The sequence below is a fragment of the Candidatus Baltobacteraceae bacterium genome (assembly GCA_035502855.1).
GTDB lineage: Bacteria > Vulcanimicrobiota > Vulcanimicrobiia > Vulcanimicrobiales > Vulcanimicrobiaceae > Aquilonibacter.
This window is the reverse complement of record DATJTX010000031.1, coordinates 117,577-136,239: the sequence shown is the minus strand read 5'-3', so window position 1 is coordinate 136,239 and position 18,663 is coordinate 117,577. Positions and strand designations below refer to the sequence as shown.

Sequence of the window (18,663 nt, the reverse complement as noted above, 5' to 3'; positions counted from 1 at the left end):
AACTGGAGAGCGTAGATGGAAGACCTGATGCGCTATCTCGACGGCCTGCACCCCGAGCAGCATCCGCTGTTGCTCGAACTGCAGCAGCACGGCCGTAAGGACGGCGTTCCCATCGTCTCGCGGGAGACCGGACGCTTTCTCTCCGTCATGGTCCACATGATGCAAGCCAACCGGATCCTCGAAATCGGAACGGGGTACGGGTATTCGACGCTATGGATGGCGCTCGCTCAGCCGCAGCTCGGACGAATTTGGACGATCGATCCGGACAGCGAACGCACCAGCGTGGCCTTGTCGTATTTTCAGCGTGCGGGTGAAGACGACTATATTACGATCTTCAATCAGGATACGCTGGAGCTCATGAACAGCTTCCAGGTACGCAACCTCGATATCGTCTTCATCGACGCCGACCGCGAGCATTACCGCGAATACCTGGAATTGGCAATTCCGATGCTCAAGCTCTCGGGAATCGTCGTAATCGACGACTGTTTGGTGGGCGGGCTCGACGAGTTCAACGCCTACTTTCTCTCCCATCCTGCCCTCGATGCGACGATCCTGCCGATCGGCAACGGCACGGGCATCGGAGCACGTATCAAGTGAAGCCTGCGGCTGCACCGGCCGCGTTCAAGACGGTCATGCGCCGTAATCCGACCGGCGTCACCGTGGTGACCTCGCTGCGCGAGGACGAGCCGCGCGGCATCACGATCAACGCGTTCGCGAGCGTCTGCGCCGACCCGCCGACGGTGTTGATCTGCGTCAATCGCGAGGCGCGCAGCTACCTATACATCTCGAGTTCGCGGGCATTCTGCGTCAATCTGTTAGCGCTCGAACAGCGGGATCTCGCCCTGCGCTTCTCGAGCGGGATCAAAGAGCGCCAGTTCGAGAAGATCGCCTACACGACCGACGTGACCGGCGCGCCGGTGCTCGAGGGGACGATCGGATATTTCGATTGCGTGGTCGAAGCCGAGCACCACGTCGGTTCGCACTCGATCTTCATCGGGCGCGTGCTCTCGTGCGCCTCGCGCCCGGGACGCCCGCTCGGCTATTACGAGAGCGCGTTCCGCGATTTCGAGCTGGGGGAAGCATGATCGTCGAGACGTTTCCGGTGGGATTGCTGGCGTGTAACGCGACCATCGTCGGTGATGAAGACACGCGCGAAGCAATCGTGGTCGACGGCGGCGACGGTGTCGACGACGTGCTGGCGAGGTTGAAACAGCTCGGCCTGCGGGCTCGCTACCTGATCCACACCCATGCGCACTTCGACCACATTGCGGACGTTGGCCGCTTGCGCGCCTCGACGCGGTCTTCTGCGCTGCTGCACCACGCCGATCTGCCTATTTATCACGATCAGCCGCGGCTGGTCAAGCTCTTCGGCCTGCCGCCGATTCCGGAACCGGTCGCGCTCGACGGCGATCTGAGCGACGGCGACCGCCTCACCGTCGGAGCCGTAACGTGCGAGGTGCTGCACACGCCCGGCCACACGCCCGGTAGTGTGTGTTTCGCGCTCGGCAACGGCGAGACGGCAATCCTCCTGACCGGTGATACGCTCTTCGCCGGTTCCATCGGCCGCTGGGATCTCGGCGGCACGTCGATGGAAGACATCGTGCAATCGATCGAGCGCAAACTGATGGACTATCCCGACGCAACGCACGTCGTTCCCGGACACGGCGCGTTCACGACGATCGGAACCGAACGCGCGAGCAATCCTTATTTGCGCGGAAGGTAGCCGCTCGGTGCGGCTGTTCGCGGGCATCGAGCTGGACGACACGGTACGGGCCGCCTGCGTGAACGCGCAGAACCGCCTTCGCGCGGCAAATGTCGATGCACGCTACGAGCCGGCCGAAAAGCTGCACGTGACGCTCGCCTTTCTCGGCCGGATCGAAGCGGAACGCCGGGACGACGTGAACGACGTGCTGCGCGACGCCGCCGCCCGGCATACGCCCTTCGAAATCCCATTCGATCGACTCGGCGCGTTTCCGAACACGCGCCGCCCGCGGATCATCTACGTCGGCTGCTATGAAGCCGGTGCAGAGTTTCGAACGTTGAGCCAACACCTCCGCGATGCGTACCGCGATCGCGATTTCTCGTTCGAGGCCGATGCCGTGGCGCACGTGACGATCGCCCGCGTAAAGGGCGGCTCTTCGAAACCGTTACCGATGCTCGATGTGGCGCCTGCGACGCTGCGGGTCGCGCAGCTGGTGATGTTCGAGTCGCTCGCGCACGCGGGATCGACGCGTTACGAAGTGCGCGAGCGCTACGATCTTAGCGCAGCGAGATCGTGATCTTGCCGTTGGACGGCGTTTGCGCCGCCGGCGCCGAGGCCACCACCGGCCGCGGCGGCGCGGACATCGCACCGTAATCCGGTACCGAACCGCTCGCGACCTTGGCACGATAGTCGTCGATCGCGACTTTGAGCGCCTCGAGCGCGCGTTCCGGGTAATCTTTCTTCTTCTCGGGGTAACCGGCGAGCTGTGCCTCGATATCCGCGTTCGTAATCGACGCCGCTTCCTCGATCGTCTTGCCCTTCGCCAGTTCGACGACCAGGCTGCACGTGGCGGTACCGAAGCCGCAGCCGGTGGTGAAGTACGAGATGTCCTCGATCACCGCTCCCGGTCCGACTCTCAAAAAGAAGTTGTACATGTCGCCGCACGAGTCACTGAAGTACTCGCCGCTCGCCGTGGGTGATTCCATCGTCTGGAAACCCGGGCGCGCCTCGACCAATCGCTGAAATTTGGCAAAATCCACGGTTGCTAGCTAACCCCTTTTAATTGAAACGAGCAGCTCTTTCCGCCGGTCGCGAGCGACTCGATCTGCTCGTGTTCGCCGCCGATCGTCTCGTCGATCACCTGATGGATCACCGAACAGACCTCCGGATGCTCTTTCACCACGCCGAGATACGGACAGGTGTGCTCCTGCAGCAAGAACCCGCCGTCGACCAAACTGTATTCGGCGACCACGCCGCGATCGCGCAGAACTTGTGTGAGCTGCGCGACTTTACCCTCGGTGTCCGGCGCCGTCACCTTCGCTTTCGTCCGCTCGACGGCGCGCTCCGCGATCCGGCCGAAGATCTGCTCGACCGCCGGCTTCCCGAACTGCTCTTTGACCTCGCGCAGAACCGCCGCGAGCATCTTATCGTACTGCTGCGGAAAGAGCGAGTCGGCTTTGGAGGTCAGCGAGAACTCGAGCGTCGGCTTCGTCGGTCCGCGGCGTACCGCGCGCTCCTCCACCAGGCCATCCCGCTCGAGCACGACCAACTGCTGACGAATAGCATTGGGCGAGAGGCCGAAGCACGCGGCGAGCTCTGCCGCGCAGGCGCTTCCGCGCTCGCGTAGTTCGGCGACGATCTTGCCGCGGGTGGTCTGGAAAAAGCGGTCGACCTGCATGCTGTTCGTACGGTATCCTATCACGGAGACCCAAGATAGTAAAGTAAATCCTTGACTTTCTCTGGTCTCCTCGCCTAAGCTACTGGAGCAATAGTCTAACTCCGGAGGAGAGCACGTGGCCGAATCAGGGCTCAAGATTTCAGACCTGCGGGTCAGCGTCGAGGGGAACGAGATCCTCAAGGGGATCGACTTGACGGTCGAGGCGGGGAAAGTCCATGCCCTCATGGGGCCGAACGGCAGCGGCAAGTCGACGCTTGCCTTCTCCCTTACCGGCCATCCGCATTACGACGTTACGGCGGGCCGCGCGAGCCTGGACGGCGAGGACCTGCTCGCCCTCGCTTCCGATAAACGCGCGCGGGCCGGCCTCTTTCTCTCCTTTCAATATCCGGCCGCGATTCCGGGCGTGAAGGTTCCCAACTTTCTCTACGCCGCGCGTCAGGCGGTCCGTCCGGGCGAGCTCACGCCCGCGAAATTCCGCACGCTGCTGCTCGAAAAGATGGACGTGCTCGGCATGGACCCGTCGTTTTTGGGCCGGTATCTCAACGACGGTTTCTCGGGCGGAGAAAAGAAGCGGCTCGAGATGCTGCAGCTGGCCGTGCTCGCGCCGAAGTACGCAATTCTCGACGAGACCGACTCGGGACTCGACGTCGACGCGCTCAAGGACGTCGCCGATACGATCATCGCACTGCGCGCAAGCAACGAGGGTCGTGATACCGGCTTTTTGATCATCACTCACTATCCGCGCATTCTCCAGTACATTACGCCCGACGTGGTGCACGTGATGATCGACGGCCGCATCGTCAAGACCGGGGGCGCGGATCTGGCGCAGCGGATCGAGAGCGAAGGGTACGACGTTCTACGTGAGGAGACCGGCGCACTTGCCTGATCTTTTGTCGGCCCAGGAGCGCGAGACCGAGTTGCGCGCCTTTGCGCGTACGCGCAGCGGACGCGAAAAGCCCGGGCGGTACTGGAAGATCGATCTCGAGACGCTCGAGACGGGCGCGAACGGTTCGACCGGAGCTGCGGGCAGAGTCGAGATCGAGGGCGCTTCGCCGCGCGTCATCGCGTGCGACTTAGAGACTGCCGCGCGCGATCACGCTGAATTGCTGGCGCGCGCCTTTCGCCGGGCAATCGAACCCCAACACAAATTCGCCCATCTCGCGCTCGCGCACGCAGGACTTGGCGCGTTCATCTACGTTTGCGCGGATTGCGCGCTCGACGATCCGATCGTCGTGCGGTATCGCGCCGCCGCCGGCGGGACGATCTTCCCGTATACCGTCGTGTTGGCCGAGCGCGGCGCGCAGGTGACGATCGTCGAACGTCTCGATCTCGAGAGCGGCGCCTTCGTCTGCGGCGTGGCCGAAGTCGTGACCGGTGAGAACGCGGAGGTGACCTATGCCTCGGCGCAGTTCGCGCCCCCCGACGCACGCATCGTCTTTACCCGGGCCGCTCGCCCGGGCCGTGACGCGCGGATCAGTTGGGCCAGCGCGGAATTGGGCGCGCAACTCTCGGTCAGCGACCTTACCGTCGCCATCGAGCAGCCCGGCGTCGACGCCAAGATCGCCGCGCTCTTCTTTCCAACCGGCTCGCAGCACGTCGACATCGTAAGCAGCGTCGATCATCGCAGCGGCGACGCCACGTCGGAAACGTTGATCAAGAGTGCCGCGGCCGGACGCGGCCAGGGGCGCTATCTCGGCAACATCCGCATCGCCCCGCACGCGCAGCATAGCGATGCGTCGCTGCGCGACGACGCATTACTCCTCTCGCAGACCGCGCATATCGATTCGGTTCCCGCGCTCGAAATTGCGGCTAATGAAGTCAAAGCGTATCACGGAGCAACCGTCGGGGCGCTCGATCCCGAAAGCATCTTCTACATGACCAGCCGGGGCATCGAACGCAACGAGGCGGAGCGGATGATCGCGCTGGGCTTTTTCGAACCTGCGATCGATCGCTTTCCGACCGAATCGCTACGCGAAGAACTACGCGCGGCGCTGCAAGCCAAGGTGACGGCGTGATTGCCGTTCGTAGCCCCGAGGCGATCGCCGCCGATTTTCCGATCCTCTCCCACCCGACTTCGCGCGGAAAGCGGCTGGTGTATCTCGACTCGGCCGCGACCTCGCAGAAGCCGCAGAGCGTGATCGATACGCTCGTCACGTATTATACGCAGTACAACGCGAATATCCACCGCGGCGTTTACGAAATCGCCGCGCGCGCAACCGAAACGTTCGAAGCGGCGCGCGTAACCGTCGCGCGATTCATCAATGCGGACTACCGCGAAGTCATTTGGACGCGCAACGCAACCGAAGCCATCAACCTCGTCGGCTACAGTTGGGGCCTGCAGAACGTGCGGCCGGGCGACGTGATCCTCACCTCGCAGCTCGAACACCATTCGAATCTCGTCCCGTGGCAGCTCTTGGCCGAGAAGACGGGCGCGACGCTGCGTTTCATCCCTGCCGACGACCGCGGCGTGCTCCAGCTCGATCATCTCGACCGGCTGCTCGAGGGCGCGAAGCTGCTGGCGATCTCGCACGTCAGCAACACGCTCGGCACGATCACGCCGCTCGATCGCATCGTTCCCGCCGCCCGCGCGGCCGGCGCCACGATCCTCGTCGACGGGGCGCAGGGCATACCCCATCTCCCGGTCGACGTAAAGGCGCTCGACGTCGATTTCTACGCCTTCAGCGGACACAAGATGCTCGGCCCGACCGGCATCGGCGTTCTCTACGGCAGACGCGCGTTGCTCGAAGCGATGCCGCCGTTCCTGGCCGGCGGCGACATGATTCGCAAGGTCGAATACGAGCACACCGAGTTCAACGAGCTCCCCTGGAAGTTCGAAGCCGGAACGAGCAATATCGCCGATGCCATCGGTCTCGCCGCCGCCGTCGACTATCTCTCGAACCTCGGAATGGATTGGGTGCGCGCGCACGAGCGTGAGCTACTCGCCTACGCGCTCGAACGCCTCGCCCCGCTCGAGTCACGCGGCCTGGCAATCTACGGCCCGAAGGATCCCGCGCTGGTCTCCGGCGTGCTCTCGTTCAACTTTGCCGACGTGCACGCGCACGATCTGGCCTCGATCCTCGACACCGAAGGAATCTGCATCCGTGCCGGCCATCACTGCACGATGCCGCTGATGGAAAAGATGGGCTGGCCGGCAACCGCCCGCGCGTCCTTCTACGTCTACAATTCGCACGATGACGTCGATGCGCTAGCCGCCGGCATCGAAAAAGCCGCGCGTGTTTTCAAAGTCTAAGCCAGTATTGGTGTAATGGACGACTTCTATCGAGATTTCATCCTAGATCACTACCGCAACCCGCGCAATTTCGGGCACCTCGAGCATCCGGCGGCGGTAGCCGAGGATCTCAACCCGCTCTGCGGAGATCAGATTCGGATGGAGCTCGACGTCGAGGGCGACGTTGTGCGCGACGTTCGCTTCTCGGGAAAGGGCTGCGCCATCAGCCAGGCATCGGCCTCGATGCTGACGGAAACGATCAAGGGCATGCGGCTCGAGGAGCTGGCGCGCCTCTCCAAAGACGTCGTGCTGGAGAATGTCGGCATCGGCATCAGCCCGACGCGCATGAAGTGCGCCATGCTCGGCCTGCGCGTCGCCAAGAGCGCCGCAATCGGCGAGCTCGCGGGCTGGCCTGACGAAGAGTAGCCGCCTCGGCGCGCAGCGAATGCTCTCGCGATGCAGCATCACCATTTGACGGCGAGTGAATGGGACGCGCTTGCGAAGGATCCCGAATTTCAGGCGCTGCTGCGGGCGCGGCGGCGTTTCATCGTCCCCTCGACGATCTTTTTTTTACTCTTCTATTTTGCGCTGTTGGCCGGTATCGGATATGATCCGGCGCTGATGGAGCGTCCCGTGTGGGGATCGCTCAATCTCGCGTACGCGTTCGGATTCACGCAATTCCTGATGGCGTGGCTGCTGCTCGCGCTCTACATGCGCGAGGCGCGGACGTTCGATACGCGCGCGCGGGCACTGGTCGATCGTGCCGTTTCGGAGCTGGCGAAGTGAATCAAAGCGCGCTCGTCATGTTCGCGATCTTCGTCGCAATGGCATTGGTCATCACCTACTGGGCATCGGGTCGGAGTACGTCGCGTCGCGGCTACTACACGGCGCACCGCGAGATCAGCGGCGTGCAAACCGGTTGGGCGATCGCCGGCGACTACATGTCGGCAACGTCGTTTCTCGGCATCACCGGACTCATCGCATTCTTCGGCTTCGACGGCTTCATCTACGCAATCGGATGGCTGGTTGCATATCTCACCGTGCTCTTTCTGCTGGCGGAGCCGTTGCGCAACACGGGACGTTATACCGTCGCCGACGTCATCGCTTTCCGGCTGCGCGGACGCGGCGTGCGCGCGATCGCCGCACTTACGACGCTGATCATCACCCTGTTTTACATGACCGCGCAGATGGTCGGCGGAGGCTCATTGATCAATCTGCTAGTGCAGCGGATCAATGAGACCTTCGCGATCATCGTCGTCGGACTCCTGATGCTGATTTACGTGCTCTTCGGCGGGATGCTCGCGACCACATGGGTCCAGATCATCAAGGCGGCGCTTCTGCTCGGCACCTCGATCGCACTTAGCCTGCTGGTGCTGGCGCACTTCCATTTCTCGCTTTTCTCGTTGTTCGCGGCGGCATCGGCCGCCAAGACCGACGGTCAGACGATCAACCTCCTGCGGCCCGGATCGTTCTTTAGCGGCCCGAACGGTCCGCTCGACGTTTTCTCGCTCGGTCTCGCGCTGGTACTAGGCACTGCCGGATTGCCGCACGTGCTGATGCGTTTCTTCACCGTTCCGTCCGCGCACGCGGCGCGCATTTCGGTGGGCTGGGCGATGACCTTGATCGGCGTCTTCTACCTTTTGACGGCGATCATGGGCCTGGGCGCGGGAACGATGGTGGGGCAGCACGAGATCGGCAAACGTCTACGCGATACGCAAGCGATTCGGTACATCGTGCACCACCCCGAGACCGCTGCGCAGTATAACGCCGAACTCGCGAAGCTCGGCTACATCGTTCCGCAGCAGAACACGAATCTCGCCGCACCGATTCTCGCCGACGCCGTCGGCGGCCCGCTGCTCACCGCCTTCGTGGCAGCGGTGGCATTTGCCACGATCCTGGCCGTGGTCGCGGGGCTCACGATCGCAGCATCGTCCGCGTTCGCACACGATATTTGGGATAGTCTCGTCCGCGGCGGGGAGGGCAGCGAGCGCGAACACGCGTTTGTTGCGCGCAGCGCCGCCGTGATCGTCGCGATCCTCTCGATCGTACTCTCGGTCGGATTGCGAACCGTCAACGTCGCATTTCTGGTCGGCTTGGCGTTTGCGGTGGCCGCCAGCACCAACGCGCCCGCGCTCATCCTCGCGCTCTCGTGGCGGCGCTTCTCGCGCTCCGGCGCGATCTGCGGCATGCTCGCCGGACTCATTTCGTCGCTCGCGCTGATCGCGATCAGCCCGGAGGTCATGGGTGACCATGCACTCTTCCCGCTGCGCAATCCCGGTATCGTGTCGGTCCCGCTCGGCTTCCTCGCCGCTATCCTCGGCACGCTGATCGCACGCGACCCCGAATCGGAAGCGATGTTCAGCCAACTCCAGGTCCGCGCAACAACCGGACTAGGGGCGGAAATCTAGGGTTTGGTTTAAAGTCGGGTTGCGCTGTGGTTCGTGATCTGCAAGCCGTACGGCTGCGAGCTCAGCGTGAAGCTCGCGAGGTAGCTACCTTTTGAGGTGACGATCTGGACGGTAACGTTGAAGCTGCCGTCGTCGTTGCGGCTCGCGCGCAGGTCGCTCACGTTCACGCTGACGTTGGGATTGATGAACGTCTCGGTCGGTAAGCCGCTCGCAAGATAACCGGCGGCCGTCGCGGTGTCGCCGCGTGCGAGCGCAGCGATGTAGGCTCGCACGATTGCAGCGGCGTGCGCGGAATTGTTCGCGCCCGTGATCAATACCGGCGTCGACGAGACGATCGGCTGAGGCGTCGAAACCAAGGTCGGCGGGGGCGGGGGCGGCGTCGGAGTCGGTGCGCTCACGGTTGCGGCCGGCGTCGGCGTCAAGACGATCACCGGCGCCAGATGCGACGGCGAGGGGTGCGCGAGCGTCCGCAGCTTCGGCTTTGGTTTCCGGCTCGGCCGCGCGCTCGGTGACGCCGAAGCGGTCGGCGAAGCCGAAGCGCTCGGCGGCGGTGACGCGCGCCGCTCGGCGGCACGCGCCGGCTTTACCGAAGGACGCCCAGTCGGCGTACTCGCCGGCGTCGGCGCGGCGCTCGGCGCATAGGTCGCGGTCGAACCCGGGAGCGGTGTGAACGTCGGGTTCGGGCTCGGGGCAGATGCACCGCCCGTACCGAAGAATTTCGTCAGCAGGCCCCCAAGCAACAATCCGCCGAGGATGACGAGCACCATCAGCGGGATGATCGGAATACCGCCGCGCTTTGGCGGTTCGGGTTCGAGCCTACGCCGCCGCGGGTAATCGCTCAATTCTTAAAGCGAGTCCGCGATGCCGGCCACGAGCGGGGCGGGCAAACCAGAAAGTTGGGCTGCGTGCTCCTCGGCGTAGTGCGTCAGCGCCTCTTTCAACAGTCCCGCATTGCCGCGAGCGTAATCGACCAGCGCCGCAACCGCCGGGGGTTCCGCACCCACGAGCCGATCGAGCGAAGCGTTGGCGCCTTCGGCTGCATCCTCGGACGATTCACCGCGATCGCGGAATGCATCGAAAATCGACGCAACGAGCGCAGCAACCGCGCCGTGCGGCATCGACGGCAGACCACCGTGCAGCACGTCGGCCAAAGCGGCGTCATCCATACGCGCGACGCGCTTTTCGACCGCGTCGACCAGCGTCTGCGCGGGCACGTTCCCAGACGGAGGCATCGGATGATACCGTACTCCCTCACGGCAGGCGGCTCCTCGAAGATGCGCCAAAGATATTGCCGTGATTCGCGTTCGCGTGCCGCTCGATCTCCACGCCGTCGCCGCCGCCGGCTCGGCCGCGTTCGCGCTTGCGACACCGCTCCGCGTTCGCGAACTCCTCGCGCTGGCCGTACGTGAAGCGATCGGCGAGCGAGCGCCGCACGACAAATTCCAGCGCAGCGTCGTTCGCACGCTTGCGGGTCTGGCAGCGGGTGATTTCACGGTCGACATCGACGGCCGCCATTTCAGCGATGGCGACGCGGTCGTCATGTGCGAAGGAACCGTGTCGGTACGGTTCTTCATCAACCGGCGCAGCCGCGCCGGCCTCGAGCTGCAGCCGTAGATCCTACACCCGCGCCCCATGCTTCGCTGATCGCGTTACTGGCGCGCGCGTTTCGATCGCTCGCCCGTCACGCCGGACTCTATCTGCTCGGCGGCGCTGTGGTCGTCGCCGCCGAGGCTGCGATCGTTTTCAACTGGCACTCGAATACCGCGCTGATCGTGTCGGGAGCCTTGGTGCAGCCGTTTTTCGTCGCAATCGTCAATGCGTTTTCATACGCCGACGTGCGCGGCGAGGGCGCGGCCTGGGCATGGCTGCGCGTGCTCGAGCGCTCGTGGGCCGTGCTCTTGGTGGACCTGGTGTTCGCACTGGTTGCCGGGATCGCGATACTCTCGATCGCCGGCACCGATCTTTTGCAAAAAGTCCTCGGCACGGCGGTCGCACTGGTCGCCGTCTCGATGGTCTTTGCGGACGTCCACGCGACCGTCGCCGATGACGCCGAGCCGTGGTGGCTTCTCGTTCCCCGGTCGTTCGGCGCGAGCATGGCCGTGGTCTGGCAGGGGGCCTCTTTCGCGCGCGCGCTGATCCTCTTCGCACTGAGCGTACTGCTGCCCACTGCGACCGCCGACTTGGTCCAAGGCGCCTTAGACGCTCGCCACATCGCGCAGGCGGCTTTTTGGGCGGATGCGTTGCCGGAAGTGCTTCTCTTGCCGGTGGTTCAAGCTTTTTGCACGTTCGTTTATCTCGACGCGATCGGTTATGAACCCAGCGACCCTTGCCGCGAATGATACTGTTAAAAAGAAGATGTATTTTTCGCTCAGGATCGCCGTCATCGTTTGCGCGCTGATCCCTTCGCTCACTCCTCGCGCGCTCGCCGCACAGATGTACGGCGTCACGGGAGAGGATACGTATCGCGTGGGAACCACCCTGCGCGCAACGCACATCGTGTATCGCGGGGTCGAGCGCCTCGAAGTCATGCCGGAAGGGCGCGGCCGCCGCTACGTTGCCGACGTCAGCTATACGCGCACCGGCGAGTCGGGCAAAGCATCGGTTCATGCCGAATTCGTTCAAGTGCTCGAGCGCGACGGCACCTTTGACGACCGCAGCGACGAAGACCCTGATTTTCTCACGATCCTCAACCAGCCGTTCGCAGTGCAGCTCGACGCGATCACGCTGCGCGATCTCAAACATCTGCACGGCCTGGTTCCGTTCAGGGCAGCCTCACCTCTGGGAGGATCGGAACTAAGCGGGTACTTGCGCTCGGCGCCGCCGGGGAAGGTGCAGGGCTTCGCCGTCGTCGGCGTGCGCTTCGAGGCCGACGGGCCGATGAGCGGCACGCTCCCCGAACATCCGGGCGCGCTGCTCTCGGGTCGGATGCACATGGACGGGACGGCCTATTACGCCGCACGCGGTGCACTACTGCTCGCGCTCGACGCGACTCTGACGATCGACGGCAAACTTCAGGCCGAAAACGCCGCGGTACCCGTCAAAATCATCTATCACCGCGTCATCCGAGCGAGCAACGACATCATCGAGCCGCACTAAGCCCGGGCTAAATCAGAAGGCTCCGACCAGCTGCACCTCCAGGGGGTGGGTGAACGGCATTTCCGAGAGGTGCGTCACCGGCGTAAAGGCCAGGTGATTCTGGTGGCAATCGATCAGCATTTCGATGCCGCGCTTGACGCTGCCGGTCTCTTCGATGTATTTCGAAAGCTTCTTCGTAAAATACGAATGCGGATCGTGCAACACTTTGGCGTAATAGGGATCGTCGGTCAATCCGACCGCGCTGATACCCTCTTTCGGAACGAGCCAGACGAACCAAGGATCCTGATTGCGACGGTAACCGATGAGAACCAACGGTATCGCGCGCGACGAGTCGAGTTGCGGCAGAAAACTGCACAGCGTGTACGCGTCGAATGAGATCTCCGTCGGCTCGATCGTCCGGTGCATTGGCGTCCCTCTCTCGCTAAAGCCGCAAAATAATGACCGCCGCGTCGCTTCAAGCGACCGGCGGTCATTCAATGGTGCGTGCGGCACGTCGTGTACCATGTTGAGAGTTTCCCCGCGGTGGCCGCCGGCCCTGGCGCGACTTTGAGGATTTTTGGCGGCCGAGCGTGAAACCCAGCGCGTATCGAGAGCGGTCAAGAGCCAGCGTATGAGCGCGCTCGCACCACTCCTGCGGGGAGTCCACGTGCCACCAGCGGCCCAGCCGCCCAAACCGCCGTCCGATCGGACGCCGGAACGGGGCGTGCCGAGCACCGAAACCTTCGATCGGATCGTCGACGACTACCAGCGCCGTCTTTACGGTTTCGCGTTGCGCATGACCGGCAACCGCGAGGACGCCGAGGAAATCGTACAAGACGCGTTCGTGCGTGCTTACCGCGCGCTTGGCAAAATGTCGCTCGAACAGCGGGCCGATCTGCGCCTGCAGCCGTGGCTCTACACGATCACGCTCAACGTGACGCGCAATCGCCTGCGCAGCAAGCGTCCGACCAACGTTGCGCTTGACGCGCTCGCCGATCCCGACGCGCTCCTGCGCGAGTCACACGACGGCCCGCCGCAGCCCGAAACGATCGTCGAGCAAAACGCCGAGGTTGCCCTGGTAGAGCGTGCGCTCTTACAACTGCCCATGCATCTGCGCGCGGCGGCAACGCTGCGCTTCATCGAAGGCCGCAGCCATCCGGAGATCGCGGAGATCCTGCATCAACCCATCGGAACCGTAAAGTCGCACGTGCATCGTGCGGTCCGCATCCTACGCCGCATACTTGGTCCGCAAATCGGACGCATCGCCCCCGAAGGAGACCCCGTTCATGCGCTGTCGTGACGTCGAAGAACTCTGGGATGAGATGCGAGGAGACTGTCAGGAGTCCGTCAAGGAAGCCGTCGACATCCATCTTCGCGCTTGTCAGCACTGTCAGGCTCTCTATGAGGAGTTCGAAGGCGTCGCCTACTGCCTCTCCTGTTTGCCGCAACCCGAACCCTCGTGCGATCTCGCGAAGAGCGTCATCGAACACATCGCGCAGATCCGGCAGCGCGAGCGCACGACTCCGGTCGTATTGACCTCCGCTCATACGCCGATCGGCCGCCTCTACGTCGGCTTCAAAGAGAGCAAGATCACCTACATCGGCATTGACACCGGGGAAGCATTCGAGCAGGTGCGCGCACGGGTGGAGAGCCGCCTACGGCGCCCCGTCGTCTCGGGCGAAGCGCCCGCCTGGCTCAGCCGTACGCTCGAGCAGTTCTTTGCCACGTGGCGCGTCGACGACCGGTTCGTCGACATCGAGGACCTGACGCCGTTCGAGCAGGCCGCGCTGCGGGCGGCTGCCCAAATCCCGCCGGGCGAGGTCCGCTCCTATTCATGGGTTGCCTCGAAGATCGGCCGGCCGCGCGCCGCGCGCGCGGTCGGGCAGGTGATGGCCCGCAATCCGCTCCCGCTGCTTTTTCCGTGCCACCGCGTGGTCGACGCGCAAGGCGATCTCCACAACTACGGCTACGGAATCGAGATGAAGGCGCGCTTGCTCAAGATGGAAGGCTACACCGCACGCAAGCTTTAACCTAAGCGGTGGTGGCTAAACATATCCTCATCGCGGGTTTCGAGCCCTTTGGCGGTGACAAGGTCAACCCGAGCGAGATGGTCGCGCGCGCTTTGGATGGCGCGATCGTGTCCGGGCGGCCGATTGCGGCCCGCGTCATCCCGGTCGAAACGCGCAACGTACGCGAGCGTTTCGAGCAGGCGCTGCTCCTCGATCAGCCGGATATCGTGCTGCTGCTTTCTCAATTTGGGGGGCGCACCGCGCTTTCACTCGAACGCGTTGCCGTCAACATCCTGGATTTCGAATTTCCCGACAACGTCGGTGTGATGCGCAAGGGCGACGTCGTCGCTCGCGGCGGCCCGGAGGCGCGCATCTCGAATCTCCCCTTCGAAAAGATCATCGAGGCCTGGAGCGCAGCCGGCGTGCCGGGCTACGTTTCGAATACCGCCGGGACGTTTATCGGCAATCAAGCGCTATACGAAATGCTGGCGCTCACGGAGCACGGCGTCCCCCCGGCGCTGGTCGGACTCCTCCATCTGCCCTACCTTCCCGCGCAGGCGATCGCCGCCGGAAGCGAGGCGAATCCCTCGATGTCGTTCGAGCTGATGAAAAAAGGCGTCGAGATCACGATCGAGGTGCTCGCGCCCTGGGTCGATCAGCGCACGCCCGAATCGTCGAAGCCTCGCGTCGGGGCGAAGTCCTCGACCTGGATTCCCCGCGGTGTAAAGGAAGTAGAACGCTGAGCGACCCTCGTATTGCCGCGATCCCCGATGTCCACGGTCACGCCAAGGGCGAACATCGTCCGTTTACCGAGGAACGACCCATCGCGTACTCGCCACGGATGCTCTTCCTCTGGTTCTATCATGCGTGCCGGCGTAATTCGCCGCGCTTTTTGATGGTCACGGACCACATCAACTATCTCACGTTCGAAGATCCCGGCGCGGTGCACACGGTGCGCCGCGCGCTCAAGCTCGCCCACGCCGGCGATCTCTACGGCGCGGCCGAGACCGCCGGGGTCGACGTCGCTCATGCCGCGGTGGTCGGCGAAAGCTTGCGACGCGGCATGCGCTTTTCGATCGGCGCCGAGGTCGACAACGACCCGCGCGCGCGACCGGACGCGCAGAACATCGTCGACGCAATGCGACCGGACGGAATCATCCGCTCGGTCCATTTCTTGCCGATCGATCATCCCGAGAAGGGCGCGGACTTCATGTGGCCCTACGACAATCCCGAATTCGCGCATCTCTACGACCACGTCGGTACCGAGCGGACCTGGGAATTGTACGTCGCCCGTCTCTTCGACGATATCGAAAAGCTGCCCGGGCACATCGTCGGCCACTTTTACAAACCGGCGGCTTTGGGTCATTGGCCCGACGAGAAAAAACTCGAAGGGTACGAGAACCGGCTGCTCGACCTCGCGCATGCGCGCGGCATGGCGGTGGAAGTCAACACGCGTCTGATCTACCGCGCCGAGAACGAGGAGCAGCGAGCCAAATACATTGCCGCCAACAAGCGCCTGATGCGCAAAGCCAAGGCGCGCGGCGTCGGCATTGCGATCGGTTCGGATGCGCATAGTCCGAAAGATCAGGGCGGCGCGTTCGACGTCGTGCTGGGAATGCTGGACGAATGCGAGATCAACGAGGTGGTCTTCCCCGTGGCCGGCCGTCTGGCGCGTGTCGTCCTGCGTGCTACGCGCGAACATCTCGAAGCGCAGGCGCAGCGCTCTCCCGAGCCGGCGCAGCCGGGCAGCAGCATCACCGGATTCGGCCGCGCCGAACTCGGCCTGCCCGACCAGCCCGAGCTTACGCCGCGGGCGGCACGCGAGAGCGCGAAGACCTCGCGCGACCTCGGCCCGAAAAAGCGAGCGAGCAGCCCGGAGCGCCTGACCAAGCGCCCAACCGCGGCGGTTTCCCCCAAATCGAGTTCGAAGCGAAGCCCGGAGTCAGCCGCAAAAGCCACCACGGCCAAGAAAGCCGCGGTGGCAAAAAAGGCGCCGGTCAAGAAAGCTGCGGCACCGGTCAAAAAGATCACCGCAGCCAAGGCGGCGCCGGTCAAGAAAAAGGCCGCCGGCAAGAAAGCCGCGCCGGCCAAGAAGGCGCTTCCCATCAAGAAGAAGGCGGCTCCAGTCAAGAAAGCCGCGGCCAAGAAGGCTCCCGCCAAGAAGGCAGCGGGCAAGAAGCTCCCGGCAAAGAAGCCGGGTGCGGTTAAAAAAGCGCCTCCGGCTCGAAAAGCCGGCGCAGCCAAAACCGGCGTGAAGAAGGCGGTCAAGAAAGTCGCCAAACCGGCTTCGAAGCCGCTGAAGGGAACGAGCAAGAAGAAAACCACCAAACGCCGATAGGCGTGGGAGAGCAGCATGGACATCGAGCGGCAACGTAACATCGCTTTTGTCGGCCCGCATCACGCTGGGAAGACGACGCTCGTTGAGGCTGTGCTTGCGCACGCCGGCGCGATCGGACGGCGCGGATCGATCTCCGACGGCACGACCGTCACCGATCATGAACCCGAAGACGTCTCGCACGCGCAATCCACGACCGCAGGCTTCGCGCACTGTGTCTGCGGCGGGGTCGATCTGACGATCATCGATGCGCCCGGTTTCATCGATTTCTATGAAGAAACCAAGCTCGTCCTCTGCGGCGCCGACGGCGCCGCGATCGTCGTCGAAGCCGATCCGGCTCGCGTCGTCCAAACCAAAACGTTGGTCGACTACCTCGAGTCGCGGAAATTGCCACACTGCTTCGTCGTAAACAAGCTCGACCGCCCGGGCGCTGATTTCGAGGGTACGCTCGCCGCGCTTCAATCGCTCTACGGTCGCCACGTCGTCGCCGAGCAGTGGCCGCTCTTCTCTCGTTCGGCGGCGGACGAGAAGACGAGCGGATTTTCGGGCTACGTCGATCTGTGCGATATGAAAGCGTATTCGTACGAGAGCGAGGGTGAGCGGGAAGGCGCAGTGCCCGGAGACGTACTCGAGCGCGTGCGTAAGGCACACGGTGAATTGCTCGAGGCGATGGCCGATTTCGACGATCACCTGATGGAAGAATTACTCGAGGGCGTTGAACCGCCGCTCGATGAAGTCGAGCGCGATCTGTGCAGCGAGTGTTCGCACGACCAAATCGTTCCGGTGCTCGTCGCCGCCGGCGCAAGCGGTGCCGGCGTGACCGCCTTGATGCGCGCGCTCGAGCGCTGGTTCCCCTCGCCCGCGCAGGCGCCCGTGCTCGATGCCGAAGGCCGTCCGATCGCACCCGACCCGGCGGCTCCGCCGATCGCGCACGTGATCAAGACCGTCATTCATCCGCAGTCGGGGAAACTCTCGATCGTGCGCGTGCTCTCGGGCACGCTGAAATCCGATGCGACGCTCACCGACATCACGCAAGGGGGCGAGAAGGTCCGCTCGGGCGGACTCTATCGGCTGCAAGGCAAGAAGCAGGAGCCGATCGCCGATGCCGGCCCCGGCGCGATCGTCGCGATCGCCCGTCTCGAAGCGGTGAAAACCGGCGATGTACTCACGGGCAACGGTCATAAAGTGCTGCTTCCGCGTGTTGCGCTCGCTGAGCCGTGCTTCGCGATCGCGATCAAGCCGAAAGAGCGCATCGACGAAGCCAAGATCTTCTCGATGTTGGCGCGCATCGTCGACGAGGATCCCTCGCTCAAACTGAACCGAGCCGAAATCACCGCCGAACTGCTCTTGCTCGGCAGCGGCGAACAGCATGTCGCGATCGCCGTCGAACGTTTGGCACGCAAATACAAGGTGGAAGTCGACACCGCGGCGCCGCAGATTCCGTATCAAGAGACGATTACAACCGGGACCGAGGTCCATTCGCGTTACAAGCATCAAACCGGCGGTCACGGCCAGTTCGGGGACGTGTGGCTGCGTTTCGAGCCCCGTGAACGCGGCTCGGGGGTAAGCTTCGACGAAAAGATCGTGGGCGGCGTGGTTCCCCGGCAATTCATCCCGGCGGTAGAGAAAGGCGTGCGCGAGGCGCTCACGCATGGGCCGAACGGGTTTCCCGTGACCGACGTGCACGTGACGCTCTACGATGGAGCCTATCACGATGTGGATTCGAGCGAGCAGGCGTTCAAGACCGCGGCGGGCATGGGCGTCCGCGATGCGCTGCCCAAGTGTCATCCGGTGGTGCTCGAGCCGATTTCGCGCGTTACGGTCACCGTTCCGACGCAATATACCTCGACCGTCATCCAACAGCTCACCGGCAAGCGCGGTCAAATTCTCGGAATGAACCCGGCGGAGCAGATCGGCTTCGACGTGGTCGAGGCCGATGTTCCACAGGTCGAACTCTCGCGCTACATCACCGAGCTGCGCACCGGGACCCAGGGCCTGGGAACGTTCCTGTCTCGGCACGAGCGCTACGATCCGGTACAGGGAGGCCGCGTCAGCCCGAAAGCCGCCGTCTAGGAGCAGCCTGCCCGGATTGCGGCTCCTCGATCCGGACCGACCGTGATGGATGACCTGGAAAGCGGGTGGCAAGCGGGGGAGCACAAAACATAGGCGGGTTTGCTTACCTTTAGCCAGCCATCTTTCAACCGGCCATCTTTGCCTTGGAGGCTTT

General features: G+C 63.6%; 23 protein-coding genes. 18 read left to right on the top strand and 5 right to left on the bottom strand.

Annotated elements, in window-relative coordinates; genetic code table 11:
• Nucleotides 1–15 precede the first annotated feature (15 nt).
• From VMF11_13185 to thpR, 4 genes are read left to right on the top strand one after another with little or no spacing between them, the layout of a single operon-like run.
• The gene (locus VMF11_13185) at nt 16–597 is read left to right on the top strand and encodes an O-methyltransferase (GenBank protein HTU71258.1); all 582 of its coding nucleotides are present in this window, start codon (nt 16–18) and stop codon (nt 595–597) included.
• Nucleotides 594–1,085 carry a flavin reductase family protein gene (locus VMF11_13180; protein ID HTU71257.1) on the top strand — a complete coding sequence of 164 codons (492 nt, stop codon included), beginning with the start codon at nt 594–596 and terminating at the stop codon, nt 1,083–1,085. The genes VMF11_13185 and VMF11_13180 overlap by 4 nt, the downstream gene beginning before the upstream one ends.
• On the top strand, nt 1,082–1,723 hold the full coding sequence (locus tag VMF11_13175) for an MBL fold metallo-hydrolase (GenBank protein ID HTU71256.1): 642 nt from the start codon (nt 1,082–1,084) through the stop codon (nt 1,721–1,723). The genes VMF11_13180 and VMF11_13175 overlap by 4 nt, the downstream gene beginning before the upstream one ends.
• 7 nt (nt 1,724–1,730) lie before the next feature.
• Nucleotides 1,731–2,279 (top strand): RNA 2',3'-cyclic phosphodiesterase, encoded by a 549-nt coding sequence (gene thpR / locus VMF11_13170; GenBank protein HTU71255.1) that lies wholly within the window; start codon nt 1,731–1,733, stop codon nt 2,277–2,279.
• On the opposite strand, the gene VMF11_13165 is transcribed toward thpR, so the two are convergent.
• Both VMF11_13165 and VMF11_13160 read right to left on the bottom strand, forming a co-directional pair.
• Nucleotides 2,260–2,742, bottom strand: a complete 483-nt coding sequence (locus VMF11_13165; GenBank protein HTU71254.1) for an iron-sulfur cluster assembly scaffold protein — start codon at nt 2,740–2,742, stop codon at nt 2,260–2,262. The genes thpR and VMF11_13165 overlap by 20 nt on opposite strands.
• A 5-nt stretch (nt 2,743–2,747) precedes the next feature.
• Complete coding sequence (locus tag VMF11_13160) at nt 2,748–3,404, bottom strand: helix-turn-helix domain-containing protein (protein ID HTU71253.1); 657 nt, start codon at nt 3,402–3,404, stop codon at nt 2,748–2,750.
• A gap of 91 nt (nt 3,405–3,495) precedes the next feature.
• Between VMF11_13160 and sufC the strand changes: the two genes are divergently transcribed.
• The 6 genes from sufC to VMF11_13130 are packed head-to-tail and all read left to right on the top strand — an operon-like array spanning nt 3,496 to nt 9,017.
• A complete protein-coding gene (gene sufC / locus VMF11_13155; protein HTU71252.1) occupies nt 3,496–4,266 on the top strand; it encodes a Fe-S cluster assembly ATPase SufC in 771 nt (256 codons plus the stop codon).
• On the top strand, nt 4,259–5,395 hold the full coding sequence (gene sufD / locus VMF11_13150; protein HTU71251.1) for a Fe-S cluster assembly protein SufD: 1,137 nt from the start codon (nt 4,259–4,261) through the stop codon (nt 5,393–5,395). Before sufC ends, sufD begins: the two co-directional genes overlap by 8 nt.
• Nucleotides 5,392–6,630 (top strand): cysteine desulfurase, encoded by a 1,239-nt coding sequence (locus tag VMF11_13145; GenBank protein HTU71250.1) that lies wholly within the window; start codon nt 5,392–5,394, stop codon nt 6,628–6,630. Before sufD ends, VMF11_13145 begins: the two co-directional genes overlap by 4 nt.
• A gap of 15 nt (nt 6,631–6,645) precedes the next feature.
• Complete coding sequence (locus VMF11_13140; GenBank protein ID HTU71249.1) at nt 6,646–7,035, top strand: SUF system NifU family Fe-S cluster assembly protein; 390 nt, start codon at nt 6,646–6,648, stop codon at nt 7,033–7,035.
• A 30-nt stretch (nt 7,036–7,065) separates the two neighbouring features.
• Nucleotides 7,066–7,395, top strand: a complete 330-nt coding sequence (locus tag VMF11_13135) for a DUF485 domain-containing protein (GenBank protein ID HTU71248.1) — start codon at nt 7,066–7,068, stop codon at nt 7,393–7,395.
• Nucleotides 7,392–9,017: a cation acetate symporter gene (locus VMF11_13130; protein HTU71247.1), complete on the top strand. Its 1,626-nt coding sequence runs from the start codon at nt 7,392–7,394 to the stop codon at nt 9,015–9,017. The genes VMF11_13135 and VMF11_13130 overlap by 4 nt, the downstream gene beginning before the upstream one ends.
• Before the next feature lie 8 nt (nt 9,018–9,025).
• Here the strand turns inward: VMF11_13130 and VMF11_13125 are convergent, their stop codons facing one another.
• Nucleotides 9,026–9,859, bottom strand: a complete 834-nt coding sequence (locus VMF11_13125) for a hypothetical protein (protein HTU71246.1) — start codon at nt 9,857–9,859, stop codon at nt 9,026–9,028.
• Nucleotides 9,860–9,862: 3 nt separating this feature from the next.
• Nucleotides 9,863–10,249, bottom strand: a complete 387-nt coding sequence (locus tag VMF11_13120) for a hypothetical protein (protein ID HTU71245.1) — start codon at nt 10,247–10,249, stop codon at nt 9,863–9,865.
• A 61-nt stretch (nt 10,250–10,310) separates the two neighbouring features.
• Between VMF11_13120 and VMF11_13115 the strand changes: the two genes are divergently transcribed.
• The 3 genes from VMF11_13115 to VMF11_13105 are packed head-to-tail and all read left to right on the top strand — an operon-like array spanning nt 10,311 to nt 12,113.
• On the top strand, nt 10,311–10,631 hold the full coding sequence (locus tag VMF11_13115) for a hypothetical protein (GenBank protein ID HTU71244.1): 321 nt from the start codon (nt 10,311–10,313) through the stop codon (nt 10,629–10,631).
• Nucleotides 10,559–11,356: a hypothetical protein gene (locus VMF11_13110; GenBank protein ID HTU71243.1), complete on the top strand. Its 798-nt coding sequence runs from the start codon at nt 10,559–10,561 to the stop codon at nt 11,354–11,356. The genes VMF11_13115 and VMF11_13110 overlap by 73 nt, the downstream gene beginning before the upstream one ends.
• A gap of 16 nt (nt 11,357–11,372) precedes the next feature.
• Nucleotides 11,373–12,113 carry a hypothetical protein gene (locus VMF11_13105; GenBank protein HTU71242.1) on the top strand — a complete coding sequence of 247 codons (741 nt, stop codon included), beginning with the start codon at nt 11,373–11,375 and terminating at the stop codon, nt 12,111–12,113.
• Nucleotides 12,114–12,125: 12 nt separating this feature from the next.
• On the opposite strand, the gene VMF11_13100 is transcribed toward VMF11_13105, so the two are convergent.
• The gene (locus VMF11_13100) at nt 12,126–12,518 is read right to left on the bottom strand and encodes a hypothetical protein (protein ID HTU71241.1); all 393 of its coding nucleotides are present in this window, start codon (nt 12,516–12,518) and stop codon (nt 12,126–12,128) included.
• A gap of 205 nt (nt 12,519–12,723) precedes the next feature.
• On the opposite strand from VMF11_13100, the gene VMF11_13095 reads away from it, so the two are divergent.
• The 5 genes from VMF11_13095 to VMF11_13075 all read left to right on the top strand — a co-directional run bounded on the left by VMF11_13095 (nt 12,724) and on the right by VMF11_13075 (nt 18,509).
• Nucleotides 12,724–13,392 (top strand): sigma-70 family RNA polymerase sigma factor, encoded by a 669-nt coding sequence (locus VMF11_13095; GenBank protein HTU71240.1) that lies wholly within the window; start codon nt 12,724–12,726, stop codon nt 13,390–13,392.
• Nucleotides 13,379–14,122, top strand: coding sequence for a methylated-DNA--[protein]-cysteine S-methyltransferase (locus VMF11_13090; protein ID HTU71239.1), 744 nt, complete (start codon nt 13,379–13,381; stop codon nt 14,120–14,122). The genes VMF11_13095 and VMF11_13090 overlap by 14 nt, the downstream gene beginning before the upstream one ends.
• Nucleotides 14,123–14,133: 11 nt before the next feature.
• On the top strand, nt 14,134–14,844 hold the full coding sequence (locus VMF11_13085) for a hypothetical protein (protein HTU71238.1): 711 nt from the start codon (nt 14,134–14,136) through the stop codon (nt 14,842–14,844).
• A 98-nt stretch (nt 14,845–14,942) separates the two neighbouring features.
• Nucleotides 14,943–16,439, top strand: coding sequence for a hypothetical protein (locus VMF11_13080; GenBank protein HTU71237.1), 1,497 nt, complete (start codon nt 14,943–14,945; stop codon nt 16,437–16,439).
• A 15-nt stretch (nt 16,440–16,454) separates the two neighbouring features.
• Nucleotides 16,455–18,509: an elongation factor G gene (locus tag VMF11_13075; GenBank protein HTU71236.1), complete on the top strand. Its 2,055-nt coding sequence runs from the start codon at nt 16,455–16,457 to the stop codon at nt 18,507–18,509.
• The last annotated feature ends 154 nt before the right edge of the window (nt 18,510–18,663 follow it).

Bases quoted from the DNA above. Each gene is read 5' to 3' on its own strand.
- VMF11_13185 (HTU71258.1), top strand. From the start codon at position 16: ATGGAAGACCTGATGCGCTATCTCGACGGCCTGCACCCCGAGCAGCAT.
- VMF11_13175 (HTU71256.1), top strand. From the start codon at position 1,082: ATGATCGTCGAGACGTTTCCGGTGGGATTGCTGGCGTGTAACGCGACC.
- VMF11_13140 (HTU71249.1), top strand. From the start codon at position 6,646: ATGGACGACTTCTATCGAGATTTCATCCTAGATCACTACCGCAACCCG.
- VMF11_13135 (HTU71248.1), top strand. From the start codon at position 7,066: ATGCAGCATCACCATTTGACGGCGAGTGAATGGGACGCGCTTGCGAAG.
- VMF11_13120 (HTU71245.1), bottom strand. From the start codon at position 10,249: ATGCCTCCGTCTGGGAACGTGCCCGCGCAGACGCTGGTCGACGCGGTC.
- VMF11_13105 (HTU71242.1), top strand. From the start codon at position 11,373: ATGTATTTTTCGCTCAGGATCGCCGTCATCGTTTGCGCGCTGATCCCT.
- VMF11_13100 (HTU71241.1), bottom strand. From the start codon at position 12,518: ATGCACCGGACGATCGAGCCGACGGAGATCTCATTCGACGCGTACACG.
- VMF11_13095 (HTU71240.1), top strand. From the start codon at position 12,724: ATGAGCGCGCTCGCACCACTCCTGCGGGGAGTCCACGTGCCACCAGCG.
- VMF11_13090 (HTU71239.1), top strand. From the start codon at position 13,379: ATGCGCTGTCGTGACGTCGAAGAACTCTGGGATGAGATGCGAGGAGAC.
- VMF11_13080 (HTU71237.1), top strand. From the start codon at position 14,943: ATGCTCTTCCTCTGGTTCTATCATGCGTGCCGGCGTAATTCGCCGCGC.
- VMF11_13075 (HTU71236.1), top strand. From the start codon at position 16,455: ATGGACATCGAGCGGCAACGTAACATCGCTTTTGTCGGCCCGCATCAC.